This is a genomic window from Apibacter muscae, from assembly GCF_007845635.1.
GTDB lineage: Bacteria > Bacteroidota > Bacteroidia > Flavobacteriales > Weeksellaceae > Apibacter > Apibacter muscae.
In genome coordinates this window covers 408,506-425,392 of sequence record NZ_SELG01000041.1, presented here as the reverse complement: position 1 = coordinate 425,392, position 16,887 = coordinate 408,506, and the positions used below count along the sequence as shown (strand labels likewise).

Annotated in this window: 14 protein-coding genes; 11 read left to right on the top strand and 3 right to left on the bottom strand. The window is 28.6% G+C overall.

The features are described from left to right. Window positions 1-10: 10 nt before the first annotated feature. A complete protein-coding gene (hemW, locus tag ETU08_RS11055) occupies window positions 11-1,144 on the bottom strand; it encodes a radical SAM family heme chaperone HemW (protein ID WP_146263086.1) in 1,134 nt (377 codons plus the stop codon). Window positions 1,145-1,396: 252 nt separating this feature from the next. Between hemW and ETU08_RS11050 the strand changes: the two genes are divergently transcribed. The 6 genes from ETU08_RS11050 (at window position 1,397) to serB (ending at window position 8,514) form a co-directional block, all read left to right on the top strand. Further along, the gene (locus tag ETU08_RS11050; protein WP_146263085.1) at window positions 1,397-2,053 is read left to right on the top strand and encodes a CBS domain-containing protein; all 657 of its coding nucleotides are present in this window, start codon (window positions 1,397-1,399) and stop codon (window positions 2,051-2,053) included. Window positions 2,054-2,066: 13 nt separating this feature from the next. Then, window positions 2,067-2,942, top strand: a complete 876-nt coding sequence (locus ETU08_RS11045) for an NAD kinase (RefSeq protein ID WP_146263084.1) — start codon at window positions 2,067-2,069, stop codon at window positions 2,940-2,942. A gap of 293 nt (window positions 2,943-3,235) precedes the next feature. Continuing rightward, window positions 3,236-4,210: a ribonucleotide-diphosphate reductase subunit beta gene (locus ETU08_RS11040; RefSeq protein ID WP_146263083.1), complete on the top strand. Its 975-nt coding sequence runs from the start codon at window positions 3,236-3,238 to the stop codon at window positions 4,208-4,210. A 153-nt stretch (window positions 4,211-4,363) separates the two neighbouring features. Next, window positions 4,364-6,013 carry a ribonucleoside-diphosphate reductase subunit alpha gene (locus ETU08_RS11035; RefSeq protein WP_146263082.1) on the top strand — a complete coding sequence of 550 codons (1,650 nt, stop codon included), beginning with the start codon at window positions 4,364-4,366 and terminating at the stop codon, window positions 6,011-6,013. Window positions 6,014-6,426: 413 nt separating this feature from the next. Continuing rightward, the gene (gene folP, locus ETU08_RS11030; protein ID WP_146263081.1) at window positions 6,427-7,254 is read left to right on the top strand and encodes a dihydropteroate synthase; all 828 of its coding nucleotides are present in this window, start codon (window positions 6,427-6,429) and stop codon (window positions 7,252-7,254) included. A gap of 30 nt (window positions 7,255-7,284) precedes the next feature. Then, entirely contained in the window at window positions 7,285-8,514 is a 1,230-nt protein-coding gene (gene serB, locus ETU08_RS11025; RefSeq protein WP_146263080.1) for a phosphoserine phosphatase SerB, read from the top strand. Window positions 8,515-8,630: 116 nt separating this feature from the next. Here the strand turns inward: serB and ETU08_RS11020 are convergent, their stop codons facing one another. Beyond that, on the bottom strand, window positions 8,631-9,851 hold the full coding sequence (locus tag ETU08_RS11020) for an ammonium transporter (RefSeq protein WP_146263079.1): 1,221 nt from the start codon (window positions 9,849-9,851) through the stop codon (window positions 8,631-8,633). Between the two features lie 168 nt (window positions 9,852-10,019). On the opposite strand from ETU08_RS11020, the gene ETU08_RS11015 reads away from it, so the two are divergent. The 5 genes from ETU08_RS11015 to ETU08_RS10995 all read left to right on the top strand — a co-directional run bounded on the left by ETU08_RS11015 (window position 10,020) and on the right by ETU08_RS10995 (window position 14,466). After that, on the top strand, window positions 10,020-10,697 hold the full coding sequence (locus ETU08_RS11015; protein ID WP_146263078.1) for a TrmH family RNA methyltransferase: 678 nt from the start codon (window positions 10,020-10,022) through the stop codon (window positions 10,695-10,697). After that, entirely contained in the window at window positions 10,694-11,590 is an 897-nt protein-coding gene (locus ETU08_RS11010) for a hypothetical protein (RefSeq protein WP_146263077.1), read from the top strand. Before ETU08_RS11015 ends, ETU08_RS11010 begins: the two co-directional genes overlap by 4 nt. Window positions 11,591-11,602: 12 nt before the next feature. Then, window positions 11,603-12,133 carry a GNAT family N-acetyltransferase gene (locus ETU08_RS11005; protein WP_146263076.1) on the top strand — a complete coding sequence of 177 codons (531 nt, stop codon included), beginning with the start codon at window positions 11,603-11,605 and terminating at the stop codon, window positions 12,131-12,133. A gap of 260 nt (window positions 12,134-12,393) precedes the next feature. Further along, window positions 12,394-13,587, top strand: a complete 1,194-nt coding sequence (locus tag ETU08_RS11000) for a DegT/DnrJ/EryC1/StrS family aminotransferase (RefSeq protein WP_146263075.1) — start codon at window positions 12,394-12,396, stop codon at window positions 13,585-13,587. A gap of 111 nt (window positions 13,588-13,698) precedes the next feature. Then, on the top strand, window positions 13,699-14,466 hold the full coding sequence (locus ETU08_RS10995; RefSeq protein WP_146263074.1) for a hypothetical protein: 768 nt from the start codon (window positions 13,699-13,701) through the stop codon (window positions 14,464-14,466). A gap of 179 nt (window positions 14,467-14,645) precedes the next feature. Here ETU08_RS10995 and recQ read toward each other — a convergent pair whose 3' ends face one another. Next, window positions 14,646-16,844, bottom strand: a complete 2,199-nt coding sequence (gene recQ / locus ETU08_RS10990; protein ID WP_146263073.1) for a DNA helicase RecQ — start codon at window positions 16,842-16,844, stop codon at window positions 14,646-14,648. Window positions 16,845-16,887: the final 43 nt, after the last annotated feature.

Sequence of the window (16,887 nt, the reverse complement as noted above, 5' to 3'; positions counted from 1 at the left end):
TTATAAACAATTAATCAATCAAAAATAATTGTGAGATTATGCCATCTGTTAAAAACAAGTATTCAGGGTTTACAGTAAGGTAGTTATCTTTGCAGATTAATTTTTTGTCGTTAATTAATTTTTGTGCTTCATTATTAAAAATTGCTAAAAATGAGGAAGAAAAATTTTCATTTAAAATTTTTAAACTAATTCCTTGATAGGTTCTTAATCCTAGCATAATAGTTTCATTAAACCGATCCTTATCACTAATATTTTCAATCTCTAAAGGAAGTTTATTTTTTTCTAAGGCGTTAATATATTTAACATTATTAGAAATGTTCCAGCATCTTTTATCTTTTCCGTTGTAAGAATGTGCAGAGGGTCCAATGCCTAAGTAGGGCAAATTTTCCCAATACGAAATATTATGCTTTGAAAAGAATCCCTGTTTCCCAAAATTGGAAAATTCATATTGAATAAAATCTTTTTTAGATAATAGATTTCTTAGAATATGGAATTGTTTGGCTTGTTTATCTTCATCCGCAGGAGGTAATTTACCTTTTCTTATATTATTTTCTAAAGCAGTTTTAGGCTCAACAGTTAACGCATAAGCAGAAATATGAGGAACTCCCAGAGATATAGCTTTTTCTAAATTTTTTATCCACTGTTCATCTGATGTTGTTTCTCCACCATAAATTAAATCAATGGTAATATTTTTAAAACCCACTTCTTGAGCCATCTTTATACATTCTTCTCCCTGCATTGAATGGTGAGAGCGATTCATAAATTTTAAATCCACATCAAAAAAAGATTGTATTCCTATGCTCAATCGATTGACTGGCGTTTCTTTCTTTAAGAAATTAAGAAAATCATAGGAAAGATCATTAGGATTGCATTCCAAAGTAACTTCTATCAACTCAGAAGTATTATAAAAACTATAGATTTTATGAAATAAAAACAAAATTTCATCTTCATTTAATAAAGAAGGAGTGCCTCCTCCAAAATAAATGGTTTTTATAGGAGTTTGCATTTCATTTTTTCTTAATTCCAATTCATTACCCATCATTTCAATTAATTTTGATTTTAATTGAAGTTGCGTAGAAAAATGAAAATTGCAGTAACTACATTTTTTTTTACAAAAAGGGATATGAAGGTAGAGTCCGGACACTGATTAAATATAGAATTAGATAATTAAACTTAAATTAATTTCAAAGATAGAATAAATATAATTTTCCTTATTAATTTACAGATTTGGTTAAAACTTAAATAATTTAAAAAATTTAGAACAAAATATATGAAATACTGGACTTTCGGAGTTTTATTAAGTAATTTATACCGTTTTAAACCATATTAAATTATAAAGTAAATTTGTTAATTAAAGATTTTTGCATTCTTTTAATTCTTATTATAAATTAGCCAGATGATAATTACAGAATATATTTCTAAAAATTTTCAAACTATAAACCTTAAAAGCTCAATTGAGAAAGCTAAAAGCTTAATGTTTGAACAGCAGGTCAATCATTTGCCAGTTGTAAATGAAGGTAAATTATTAGGGAATTTAAATGCATCATTAGTCAGTAAAATAAATCCTGAGGATACTATTGATAAATATATAGTTGAACTGGAAGATTTTTATTTACATAATACCGTTCTTATATTCGATTCATTAAAATCTTTTAGTGATAATGAAACCAATGTTCTTCCAATCTTGAATGATAAAGAAGAGTATTTAGGAGTAGTTTTAGAAGAAACTATAATTGATGAATTTTCATCATTACCATTTATTTCTGATTACGGTTGGTTTATAGGTATTACAACTCCAATAAAAAAATATTCAATAAGTGAAATATCAAATATTGTTGAAAGTAATAATGGACAAATTTTAGGATTGACTGTTGTAAAAACTGATCTTGAAACCACACAAATATTATTAAAAATAAAAGCCGAAAATATAAGTTCAATAGGAGATACATTTGAACGATTCGGCTATATAATTACCAATAGATATTTTGAAGATATAAAAAAAGAATTATTAAAAGATCGTTACAATCAACTTCAAAAATTTATGGAAGTATAGAAAATTAACATTTATGAAAGTAGGTATTTATGGACAAGTGGTTAAAGAAGAAGATAAGGATTTATTAAAAACTTTTTTTAATGAACTTGAGACTAGAGGGATTGAAGTTTACATTTATGAATTGTATAAACAAGAATTACAAAAAATTTTAGGTTATGAAAACCCTAATTTTCAAACCCTTTCCAAAAGAAAAAAATTGCCCAAAGATCTTCAACTATTATTTACTTTTGGGGGAGATGGGACTATTCTTTCAACTATTTCAATTATAAAAGATTTAAAAATTCCTATAGTAGGTGTAAATACCGGTCGGCTAGGGTTTTTAGCAACCTTGCAGAAAACTGAAGTTTTAAGAGAATTGCCAAGAATTTTAGAGGGAAATTACGAAATAAGCGAACGTTCCGTATTAGAAATCAAAAGCCTATCCGGAAATGTAAATTCTTATGCGATTAATGAAATAGCAGTAATTAGAAATGAAACAACCTCAATGATAAATATTGACGCTTACGTCAATGAAGTATTCTTAAATACATTTTGGGCAGATGGTTTAATAGTTTCAACTCCTACAGGTTCCACCGGATATTCATTAAGTTGTGGAGGACCAATTATTTATCCTAAAGCTGAAATTGTAGTTTTAACACCCATTGCACCCCACAATTTAAATGTACGTCCACTAATTTTACAGGATAATATACAAATTAAACTTAAAGTCAACTCACGCTCAGATATCTATTTCATGTCCTTAGACTCTAGATATTATAAAATGAATATTGAAGATGAAATATTAATTTCTAAAGCTAATTTTAAAATTAATATAGTTAATTATAAGGATTATTCGTACTATCAAAATCTTCGAGATAAGTTGCAATGGGGCGTAGATTCACGTAATTAGATATAAATTTTAGATCAAGGGTTATTTTAATTAATTAGCTTTAAATCAATGCTTTAATTGGTTTGTTTATAACTTCTTAATATCTTTTCTAGTAGAAGGTTGACTAACCTTAATTTATATTCTAATTTTAGTTATTCAAATTTTTGAATGGATTATAAGGTTAATTCATTCAAACTAAGGAGGATCATAAAATGTAATAAAGAAAATTTATAAAAGAAATTTTAAAAATTAAATAAAGTTTACAATTTTACTATAATAACGTTAGCATAAAAAAAAATAAAACCTAAAAAGCCATGTCAGTATTTGATAGAAGAATAAACTATAAACCATTTGAATATCCTGAAATTTTACAATTTACAGATGCTATAAACAAAGCATTTTGGGTTCACTCTGAAGTTGATTTCACTGCAGATGTTCAAGATTTTCACTCTCATTTAGACGAAAAAGAGAGAAATGCAATAAAAAATAGTTTATTAGCCATTGCGCAAATTGAAGTTGCCGTAAAAAGTTTTTGGGGAAATTTATATCAACATTTTCCAAAGCCTGAATTTAATGGTTTAGGTAGTACATTTGCGGAATGTGAATTTAGACACTCAGAAGCTTATTCACGTTTATTAGAAGTTTTAGGTTACAACAATCAATTCGAGAAACTATTAGATATTCCAGTAATTAGAGAACGAATTGAATACTTAGATGAGGCGTTAAAAGATGCAAAATCTGAAGATAATAAAAAGTATGTCGTTTCACTGATATTATTTTCCATTTTAATAGAAAATGTTTCATTGTTTAGTCAATTTGCCATTATTCTTTCATTTACCCGTTTTAAAGGTTTAATGAAAAATGTAAGCAATATTATAGGTTGGACCTCTGTAGATGAACAAATCCATGCCAATGCAGGAATATATTTAGTAAATAAGATTAAAGAAGAATATCCTGATTTTTTTGATACAGATACAATTGAATCGATTAGAAAGATTGTTAATCACTCTATTAAAGTTGAGGGAAAAATCTTAGAATGGATTTTTGAGCTGGGTAGTATAGAAACTATCAGTAAAGAAAATCTTATCAATTTTATGAAGTTTAGAGTTGATGAAAGTTTAAAACAAATAGGAATAGAGCAACTTTATTATATATCAGCAGAACAATACAAACCCATGGCTTGGTTTGAAGAAGAAGTTTTTGCGAATAGTTTAGACGACTTTTTTGCTAAAAGACCTACTGAATATACTAAGCATGATAAGAGTATAACTGAAAATGATTTATTTTAAATAACATTTTCTTAATTTTTAATATATATTTATTTTGTAGATCAATAAAATTCAAAGCGATTACTCAATATATAAAATTCAATAATTGTTTAAGAAAATAATTTTTTTTTAAAACTAAAATTTTATTGAAAAGCAACGATTAAATAAAAAAAAATGAACGAAAAACTTTGGTGGAAAAATTCCGAGAGCGAACAAATTTTAAATAGAGGATATTTATTAAAAGGAGAAACTGTAGAAGGAGCCATCGATAGAATTACTACGGCGGCTTCACAAAGATTATATAAGCCTGAATTAAAACAACCTTTTCAAGAATTAATTGAAAGAGGCTGGATGAGCCTTAGTTCACCCATTTGGGCAAATATGGGAACGGAAAGAGGTTTACCAATTTCTTGTTTCAATGTTCATATTACTGATAGTATTGAAGGGATCACTCATAAATTAGGTGAAGTAATTATGCAGACCAAAATAGGAGGGGGAACCTCTGGCTATTTTGGCGAACTTAGAGAAAGAGGTTCTGCCGTATCAGACAACGGAAAGAGTAGTGGGGCGGTAAGCTTTATGAAATTGTTTGACACTGCTATGGATACCATATCTCAAGGAGGAGTTAGAAGAGGAGCATTTGCTGCCTATTTAGATATAGATCATCCAGACATTGAAGAATTTCTAACCATTAAAGATATAGGAAACCCAATCCAAAATTTATTTTATGGAGTTTGCGTTCCCGATTATTGGATGCAAGAAATGATTGATGGTGATATTAGTAAAAGAAAAGTTTGGGCAAAAGTATTGGAAAGCCGACAACAAAAAGGGTTACCATATATATTCTTTTCAGACAATATAAATAAAAATAAACCACAAGTTTATAAAGATAAAGGATTAATCATTAAATCCTCCAATCTATGCTCAGAGATTATGCTACCATCAACAGAAGAAGAGTCTTTTATATGTTGTTTGTCTTCAATGAATTTAGAATTATATGAAGAATGGAAAGATACTGAAGCTGTAAAATTAGCCATTTTCTTTTTAGATGCAGTTTTACAAGAATTTATAGCTAAAACTGAAGGAAATTATTATTTAACCGCTGCACACAATTTTGCGAAAAGACACAGAGCTTTAGGCCTAGGAGTTTTAGGTTGGCATTCTTATTTACAAAGAAATCGAATTCCTTTTGAAGGTATTCAAGCCAAACAAAAAACAGTAGAAATATTTAAACATATACACGATAAATCCAATAAAGCTACCGAAGATTTAGCTAGGATATATGGAGAGCCAGAATTGTTAAAAGGTTATGGTCGTAGAAATACAACTTTGATGGCAATAGCACCGACCACCTCATCCTCAGCAATTTTAGGCCAAACCTCGCCAGGAATTGAACCTTTCAGTTCAAATTACTATAAAGCAGGATTATCCAAAGGGAACTTTATGAGAAAAAATAAATACCTGGATGAGTTATTGACGGAAAAAGGAATTAATAACGAAGATACTTGGCGAAGTATAATGCTTAACGGAGGTAGCGTTCAGCATTTAAGCGAACTTACATATGAAGAAAAACAAGTATTTAAAACATTTAAAGAAATTAGCCAGCTAGAAATAGTACAGCAAGCAGCTATCAGACAAAAGTATGTGGATCAATCTCAATCCTTGAACTTGAATATACCGTCAGATTTACCTGTAAAAGACGTTAATCGACTTATTATTGAAGCATGGAAATTAGGGATTAAAACTTTATATTATCAAAGAAGTCAAAGTGTAGCTAAAGAATTAGTATTAAATCTGGTTAGTTGTAGCAGTTGCGAATCATAATACAATCTAAAATTTATAAAAAGGCTATTAATTTCTAATAGCCTTTTTATTTATCTTAAGTTTAGTATTAAATATATAAACTAAATTTTAGTCTTAATATTAAACATTCTAAAGTTAAATACTTGAACTTTCGATTTTATTTAATATAAATCTAATAAGATATTAAATTTCAAATTATATTAATAAAATTATTAAAGATTTATAAAGAAAATAAATTAAAATTAGCTCTTAACTTTAATAGAATCAAGGGTTAAAAAGAAAAATCTATATTTGTTATATAATTTTAATATGAATTAAATAAATAACAAATTCTTTTATATAAAATACATCACTAGAATTTGTATAATATAGTTTACTTTTGAGTAATATTAATAAGCATATCTTAAATAAGAAACATTTTTACTTTTTAATACATGAAATATTATATACAAGGAGAGAAAGTAAATTTAAATAAGCCCAAAGTTGCTGGAATACTGAATTTAACCGAAGATTCTTTTTTTGATGGTGGTTGCTATGATACAGAAAAAAAAGCCCTATTACAAGTTGAAAAATTAATTTCAGAGGGTGCAGATTTTTTAGATATTGGAGGACAATCCACCCGTCCAGGTTCAAAATTTATTACGGCTGATGAAGAATTAAAGCGAGTAATACCAATTATAAAGATAATTAAGAAAGAATACCCGAAAATAAAACTATCAATAGATACATTTTGGAGTAAAGTTGCCAATGAAAGCGTTCAAGAAGGGGTATGCATGATTAATGATGTTTCTGGAGGTACCCTAGATCCTCAAATGTTACCAACCATAGGAAGGTTAAAAGTACCTTACGTACTCATGCATATGAGAGGAACACCACAAACCATGAATCAATATACAAAATATGAAAATTTAGTTGAAAATGTTGTTCAATATTTTGAAGAAAAAATTAATGAAGCAAAGAATTTTGGAATAGAAAATCTATTCTTAGATCCTGGTTTTGGATTTAGTAAAACTTTAGAGCAAAATTATGAGCTACTAAATCAATTAAATCAATTAAAAAAATTTAATTTACCTATATACATAGGGATTTCTAGGAAAAAGATGATTTATGAAACCTTAAATATTTCAGTAGATGAAGCACTGGTAGGTACATCTGCATTGCATTTATACGCTTTGCTTCAAGGAGCAAATGTTTTAAGGGTTCATGACGTTAAAGAAGCAAAGCAAATGATCAATTTAGCCAAACAAATTAAATCAAATTAAATTTTTTATTTTTACTGAATCAATAAATTTATGCAAAATTCAGAAATAATTTTAGTTAATATAACCGGAGTTGATAAACCTGGGATAACAACTGCGCTTACTCATATTTTAGGAAAGTATAATGCCGAAATTTTAGACATAGGACAAGCCAATATTCATCATTCATTATCATTGGCGATAATTTTTAAGTCAGAAAACGGAAGTTCAGGGGATATTTTAAAAGAAATGTTGTTTAAAGCCAATAGCCTAAATGTAAATATACGCTTTTCACCTTTAACCACTGAAGATTATACTCATTGGGTACAAGTTCAGGGAAAAAATAGATTCATTATACATATTTTAGGAAAGGAACTAGGAGCAAATCAAATATCTGAAGTGGCTAACATTTTAGTAGAATTTAATTTAAATATTGAACGCATCATTCGTTTAACCCAAAGAATACCATTAAACAAAAAAACGGATAGAACATGTTTTGAACTAGCCGTTAGAGGAAATATTACAGATGTTAAAGAAATTCAAAATAGATTATTGGCTTTATCATCCCAATTAAATATCGATATAGCTTTACAAGAAGAAAATGGCTATAGAAGAATGCGACGCTTAATTTGTTTTGATATGGATTCTACTTTGATACAAACGGAAGTTATAGATGAGTTGGCAGACCGTGCAGGAGTAGGTGAAGAGGTTAGAGCCATTACAGAATCAGCCATGAATGGGGAAATAGACTTTACAGAAAGTTTTAAAAGAAGAATAAAGCTTTTGAAAGGCTTAGATGAATCTGTACTGAAAGAAATTGCTGAAAAACTACCTATTACCGAAGGATTAGAGAGATTAATGAAAATCTTAAAGAAAAGTGGATATAAAACAGCAATAATATCTGGTGGTTTTACTTATTTTGGAGAATATTTAAAGAGAAGGTTTGGATTTGATTATGTTTTCGCCAACAAATTGGAAATTATTGATGGGAAATTAACCGGAAATTATTTGGATGATATTGTCGATGGCAATAAAAAAGCTGAATATTTACGACTACTTGCTAAACTAGAAAATATCGATATACAACAAACAGTTGCAGTAGGCGACGGCGCTAATGATTTGCCAATGCTTTCAATTGCCGGCTTAGGAGTTGCATTCCATGCCAAACCCAAAGTTAAGGAAAGTGCTAATCATTCCTTATCTACCGTTGGTTTAGATGGAATATTATACTTTTTAGGGTTTAAAGATTCCGCAGAAAATACAGAAATGATGAACATTTCTTAAATGTTCATTTTACTTAATTAAAGAAAATTTAAAAGCTCCATAATTATTTATGGAGCTTTTTTTATAGATAATTCAAAATTTAAAAAGAGAGTTCTTAATAATTTTAGAAATAAGTTTTAATTTGAAGATTTAAAATCAACAATTTCTGTCATATATTTTTGATCAAGACCCTTTTCTTGAACATCTTTAGGCACGCGTATAGAACCTGTAAGATCACAAATTTTAAAAATAGCCCAACAAACAATACAACTATAAACAATTACAATGCTTACGCCTAACAATTGAATTATAAATTGATGAAAACCTCCAGATACACCATCCAAATTACTAGCTGCAAAAATACCAACTAGAATACTACCGGTGACACCACCCATGCCATGAACCCCCCATACGCCTAAAGCATCGTCCAATTTCAATTTAATTGAAAGCTGTAAACATCCGTAACACACAAAGGCAGCAATAATTCCTATAAGTACAGAAGATTGTGGTGAAACATATCCTGAACAAGGAGTTATGGTCGCTAAACCTGCAACGGCTCCAGTGGTTAACTCAATGAAAGAGAATTTTTTATCGCGTAAATAACATATGATAACCCAAACAATAGTAGAAAAACCAGCAGCAATCCCTGTATTTGTGAAAGCAATGGCCGCATGCTCACCACTTACCAGAGCTCCTCCTGAATTAAAACCAAACCATCCAAATAATAGGATAGCAGCACCTAAAATCACTAAATTAATATTTCCGTAATCTTCAGAAGTTTTATAATATCTTTTTCCAAAAAACAATACGCCTACCAAAGCACTAAAACCTGCAGTTGCATGTATTACAGTACCACCGGCAAAGTCAACAAATCCCCATTTACTTAAAAAACCACCGCCCCATATCCAGTGAGCTACTGGAAAGTATATAAGAATCATCCATAAAATAAGAACTTTTACCCATCCCATAATTGTTATTCTACTTGCTATTGCTCCAGTCATTAAAGGTGCGGTAATTATAGCAAACATAAGTTGATACATAAAGAACATTAAAAAAGGAATGGAGGAACCGTATCTCGGATTAACGTTAAAATCTACTCCATGCAACATAAAATATTCAGTAGGAGATCCAACAACGCCACCTATATCCTTACCAAAAACTAAAGAGAAACCACCAAATGTCCACAAAATAGTTACAATGCCCATGGAAATGAAAGTATACATCATCATGGTAAGAGAATTTTTCTTAGGAACCAAACCTCCATAAAAGAAAGCCAGTCCTGGGATCATTAAGAAGACAAGTACTGTGGTAAGAACCATAAAGGAAACATTACCATTGTTGATCACATCAATATTCATATATTTTTTTTTAGTGTTTATTTTAAAAACTATTTAACCTCTAAAAGTAGCTTAAAGCTATTTAAGACAATTAATAAAGAGGTTAGATGGTGTAAGCATAAACAAAACTTATACCATTTTTATATTTATAAATTTCCTTGGGTCTATTTAAATTTTTATTTTTGACTTATGTATAAAGGGATTGAAAATAATTTAGAACTGTATGAATATTTAAAAGAGTTTTTAACAGAGGATAAATTAAAAAAAATAGAGAATTTAGTCAACTTTAGAACTGAATTTGTTGTGCCTGTAATTGAAGATATTTATCAGTTTAGAAATGCGGCTGCAATAGTTCGTAGTATGGAAGCATTTGGGTTTCAATCTTTGTATGCTTTGCAGAATAGAAATGAATTTTCTCCTGAAACTACTGTTTCTCGAGGGGCTGATAAATGGATAGATATTAACTATATGTCTTCAGGATTAGAATCATTAATTAAAATTAAGGAGAAAGGATATCAAATGGTAGCAGTATCTCCAGAAAAGAATGCAATCCCTATTCATGATTTTATAATAGATAAGCCCACAGCTTTAATTTTTGGTACTGAATTTAAAGGCGTGACAAAAGAAACATTTAATTTTGCAGACTATTCTCTTTCAATACCTATGAAAGGATTTACGGAAAGTTTAAACGTTTCTGTTGCTGCAGGCATATGCTTTTATGAATTTAGAAAACAGTTAGAACGTAGCAAATTAGATTGGAAGATTTCTGATGAACGAAAAATAAATTTAAAAACTCAATGGGCGATTAATTCAATTAGTTCTGGAAAGGAAATTGCTGAATATTATTTAAAAAAAATTAACAAATGAAAGTAAAAATAACAATTATAGTCGTATTGTTTTTTTGGGTTGTTGGTAAAGCACAGGATATAGAAAATATCACATATACCGATAAAGATAATAAAGAAGTACCAGCATTCAGTTTTAGCTTACCGGTTTGTAATAAAGAAACTGTACTAAGTGTTTGGAAAAATTTTATTAAAAAGCAAGGAGGTAAGGCTAGAGGGGGAGTAATCAATAAATTAAACGGTGTAAATTTAAAATTCGATCCTAAAGGAGATTTATGGAACGGAACTTTGGTTTATGAATATGTTGATGATAAAAATATGAATATTTTTACTTCTTTTCAAGATTCAGAGGGCATTTATATTAATGATAAGTTAAATGAAAAATCTTTGGCTCTACCAGTTCTTAATGATTTTAAAAATAATATGAATTTGACCTGCACACAACAAGATTTGGTAGGAGCTAAAAACTATAATCTTTCTTTAGAGAAAGAAAGAATTAGAAATACAGATCGAATTTTATTTTTAGAAAAAGGGATTCAACAAACCAATAACAGAATTGAAGTTCTAAACTCCCAGACGTCGGATATTGATGAAGCTAAAGTATCTAAATTAAAAGAGGATATACAAAATTATCAAAAAGAAATTTCACAATTGAAAGAGCAAAACTTATCCTTAGAAAAAGAAATTGAAGCACAAAAAATTGTAATACAACATTTTCAAGATAGATTGGATGGATTAGAAGGGAATGGCAATAATAATGATCCAAAAATTTTATCCAACGAATGGGATCAGAAAGAATCTATAAATGATAATTCGAATAATAGTTTAAATGATAGTCAAAGTACAGAAAAATTAGATAATATAGATCAAGTTGAATCATTGGATGATTCCTTAGAATTAGATTTTAATCAATAAATTAAATTTTTTATGAGATTACAAAAACTAAACATGGATGATAAAAGAGAAATTACTTTTATCGAAAATCTTTATGAAGAATCATTTCCTAAAAATGAACGAAGACCTAAAGAAAGAATGCTTAATGTATACAAAGATGAGCCGAAATTTCAAATTTTATTAGCATGGAGTGAAAATAATCCTGTAGGATTTTTTAACTATTGGGATTTAGGTACTTTTATATTTGTTGAACATTTTGCGGTTTGTTCTAAACATAGAAACAAAGGCTACGGCAGTAAAATTTTAAATTCAATTAAATCTAAGGTTTCTAAGCCTATAATTTTAGAAGTAGAATTACCCATAGAAGAAATGGCTAAACGGAGAATTATTTTTTATGAAAGAGAAGGCTTTACACTTTGGGATAAGGTAAATTATAATCAACCATCTTATTACAACGATGGTAAAAGTTACCCAATGAAACTGATGGCTTTGGGTAAATTAAGTGAAAATTCTGATTCTCAAAACATTATAAACTTAATTCATACAATTCCCTATAAACATTAAGTTTTTTAATAAATTTTAAAATAACCATGGGTTAAGTGTACCAGAATAAATCTAAAATTTGTATTCTAGCTTTAGAAATGTAACAAGAATAAATTTAAATTTTGATAATCTCTATATAAATTGAGTTTAATTTATATTAATGTATTTTATAATGAATTAATGGTTTTATTTTAAATAAATTCCTGCAACCATTAAATTTTCTAATTTAGTATCTTTGTTTGTTGATCATTTCAATAAAATAATATTAAAAATATAAGATTATGCCAGGATATGAGCTTTGGGGTGAAGAAGAGAAAAAACACCTAAATGACGTTATTGAAAGTGGAATTTTAATGCGTTATAATTTTGAAACTTTAAGAAATAATCATTGGAAGGCAAAAGAATTAGAGCAAGCCATTCAAAAAAAGATGAATGTAAGTTATGCACAACTTACAACAAGTGGAACAACTGCTTTAATTACAGCTTTAAATTCTGCAGGAATTGGAGCGGGGGATGAAGTAATTTTGCCAACTTTTACCTTTGTAGCAAGTTTTGAAGCTGTGCTTAGTGTCGGAGCTATACCTGTTTTGGTTGATATTGACGACACTTTAACTATGGATCCTAAATCTGTTGAAAAAGCGATTTCACCAAGAACTAAAGTAATTATGCCTGTACATATGTGTGGAGAGATGGCAGATTTAACTTCACTAAAAGAATTAGCAAAAAAACATAATATACTCTTAATTGAAGATGCGTGCCAAGCATTTGGAGGAACCTATAAAGGAAAATATTTAGGTACTATAGGAGACTTAGGTTGTTTTTCTTTTGATTTTGTTAAAACCATTACTTGTGGAGAAGGTGGAGCTGTAGTTACTAATAATCATGATTATTATATCCATGCAGATCAGTATACAGATCATGGCCATGACCATGTTGGTAATAATAGAGGAGCTGAGAATCATCCCTATTTAGGTTTAAATTATAGAATTTCAGAATTAAATGCAGCAGTGGGTTTAGCACAATTTGAAAAATTAGATAAAATTCTTAGTATTCAAAGGAATAATAAACAAGTTTTTAAAGATGCTCTAAAAGATATCGAAGGGGTAGAATTTAGAAGAATCCTTGATGAAAAAGGAGACAATGCTTCATTTTTAAGTATTTTTTTACCAACGAAAGAAAAAGCAAAGGAAGCCTCTCAATTATTGGTTTCTAAAGGAATTGGCAATGCCTATTGGTTTGATAATAATTGGCATTATATAAAAAAGTGGGATCATTTAAAACTTTTGAAAACCCTAGCTCCGCTGTATAAAGAACATAAAGAGTTATTACCGAATTATGCCAATGCAGATTATACACAGTCGGATAACATATTAAGTAGAACAATTACAATTCCTATCTCTTTATTATGGACTGAGGAAGAATTAGCTAAAAAAGCGCAAATTTTAAGAAGTTCTATCCTTGAAATAATACAATAGATATTCTTATAAAATTTTTAATTTCATAAGTAAATAGAGGATAAAATATCCTCTATTTTTTTTGCTAAGGAAATATTTTATATATTTAGGGAAATATATAAACTAAATGTTATGAAAAAAAATTATCTATGGCTATTACTAATTTTATTTTTTCAACTTAATGCACAGCAAATAGATTCTTTAAGCATTGCTAATCCACTATATTCTGAGTATAAATCTTTAAGCTTCATACCCACTTATAAATTTTCAAAAATAAGTAAACTTCTTGCTAAATCTGGAATTAAGAATATTTCAAACAATGGTTCTGAAAATAAGATTGTTCCAGTTATTTTGAGTGATGAAGATTTTAATCAGTTGTCATTCAAAGAGAAATTCACGTATGTGATGGCTTACCCTGAAAATTTGAATAAAAATATAATTTTAAATACTTCTTTAGATCGGAATGATAAGATAAATGCTCATTTACCCTATCATGATCAAGATATCATATGGAGCATACGAGAAATTGATTTCCTTAGAAACAATAGAAACGAAGTACTAAAACTTATAAAAGAAAACTCGCTGAAACAACCTAATATAGGACTTAATTTTAAATTAATATTACGGGAATTAAATGCTACGGAAATGATTCCTTTCCTAATAAGTAGTTTCAAAAAAAGTGATAAAAAAGATTATGAGATTCTTACTTTGCTTATGTTACTTGTTAAAGATAATAACTATTTTCCATTTATGAAATCCAATATATGTTATCACTTATATATACAAAATAAAGACTCCAATGAAATGTACTTGGATATCTTAGAAAGTAATGTAGGATATATTTTAAGTACAGCTAAGAATTACTATTCACAATTGCCTAAACCTAACAAGACTTTGTAGTTCAAATAAAAATCTACTATTAAAAGTAAATATTTATTGAAAAATGATTAAAAAGGAAAATTATTGATACTTAATTCCTACTAAATTAATGAAAGCATCAAATGAATTAGTAACCATTTGAACTTAACATATTATAAATAGAAGGAAATTAAAATTGACTTTTTTATTTAAAATTTTAATTAATTAGCAACATCGCTAATAAATTTTATTCTCATAATACGTAATTCTTCATCAGAATAATCTTCTCCAAATTCTTCAAGTAATACAGACATTTTATCACTTTCAGACTCCATTAAAAAATCAATGATTTCTTGTTGTTGATCTTCATCTAATAATTCATCTACATAATAGTTGATGTTTAATTTAGTTCCTTGATAAACGATACTTTCCATCTCGTCTAGTAACTCACTCATAGAAAGATCTTTTGCTTTAGCAATATCCTCAAAATCTAATTTTCTATCCGTATTTTGAATTATAAAAACTTTATGAGAGGATTTATTAGCAATTTGTTTAATAACTAAATCATCCGGTTTAATAATATCATGATCTTCGATATATTTAGCGATATAATCAATAAATTCTTTTCCAAATTTTTTTGCTTTACCTTCCCCAACTCCAAAGATATTTCCCATTTCAACTAGAGATGTAGGATATTGTAAAGCCATATCTTCTAAACTTGGATCTTGAAAAACAGCGAATGGAGGAATATTAAATTTTTTAGCAACTTTTTTACGAATATTTTTTAAATCTTCAAATAAAGTTTTATCAATAGCATTATTGTTTCCAGAGGGTTGTACAATAGTATTGCTATTTTCTATTTCTTGATTATAATCCCAATCTTCAGCCATTTGTATAGAAGTAGGATTAGATATAAAACTTTTCCCTAAATCCGTTAATTTTAAAACGCCATAAGTCTCTATGTCTTTAGCTAGGAAGTTATGAACGATAGCTTGTCTAACAATAGATTTCCAAAAATTTTCTGTTTTATCTTTTCCAAAACCGAAATAATTTTCTGAACTAATTTTATAAGATTTAATTATAGCGGTTTCCTTACCTGTAGCTATATGGACTAAATCTTTAATTTTAAGTTTTTCTTTGGTTTTTTCAACAATCGAAAGCATTTGCTGAATTTCCTTGGAAACTTCAGTTAAAGGCTTAGGGTTTAGTGAATTATCATCCATTTTTGCACCTAATCCGTTAACTTCATCAAAAACTTCCCCAAAATAATGCAAAAGGTATTTCCTTCTAGACATTGAAGTTTCAGCATAACCAACAACTTCCTGTAATAATTGCATACCAATCTCTCTCTCAGAAACTGATTTAGATGCTAAGAATTTTTCTAATTTTTCAATATCCTTATAATCATAAAAGGCAATACATTTTCCCTCACCTCCATCTCTACCAGCTCTACCCGTTTCTTGATAATAACTTTCCAGACTTTTAGGAATATCATAATGGAAAACAAATCGAACATCAGGTTTATCTATCCCCATTCCAAAGGCAATAGTAGCACAGATAACATCTACTTCTTCCATTAAAAATTTATCCTGATGACAGGCTCTTAGTTTACTTTCTAATCCCGCATGATAGGGAAGTGCATTTATGCCATTAATTTTTAACAACTCTGCTAGCTCTTCCACTTTTTTTCTGCTTAAGCAATAAATTATTCCTGATTTGTTAGGATTTTCTTTAATATATTTTATAATTTGCTTTTCAGGATTAATTTTACTTCTTACTTCATAAAATAAATTTGGACGATTAAAAGAAGATTTAAAAACTTTGGCATCAGTCATACCCAAATTTTTTTGTATGTCATCCTGAACTTTAGGTGTTGCCGTTGCTGTTAAAGCAATGATTGGTACTTTACCAATTTTTTCAATGATGGCTCTTAAATTTCTATATTCGGGTCTAAAATCATGCCCCCATTCAGAGATACAATGTGCTTCATCAATAGCAAAAAAAGATATTTCAATACTTTTTAAAAATTCAACATATTCTTCTTTTATCAAAGATTCTGGTGCTACATATAATAGTTTTGTAACTCCAGATATAATATCATCTTTAACTTTTTTTATTTCTGTTTTATTTTGAGAAGAATTAAGTACATGCGCAACTCCTTCGTTGGAAGAAATACCTCTGATGGCATCTACTTGGTTTTTCATAAGAGCAATTAATGGAGATACAACAATAGCAGTACCATTAGAAATTAATGCTGGTAGTTGATAGCATAAGGATTTTCCTCCTCCTGTAGGCATCAAAACAAATACATTATTACCTTCAAGTAAACTAGTAATAATTTCTTCTTGTGGCTTTTTAAAGGTGCTAAATCCAAAATATTTTTTTAAGGATTTAGATAAGTCTTTTTCTAAAGAATTCATCTTTTAACTGTAGTTTTTTTTAAATTTGCCAATGTTATTGTGA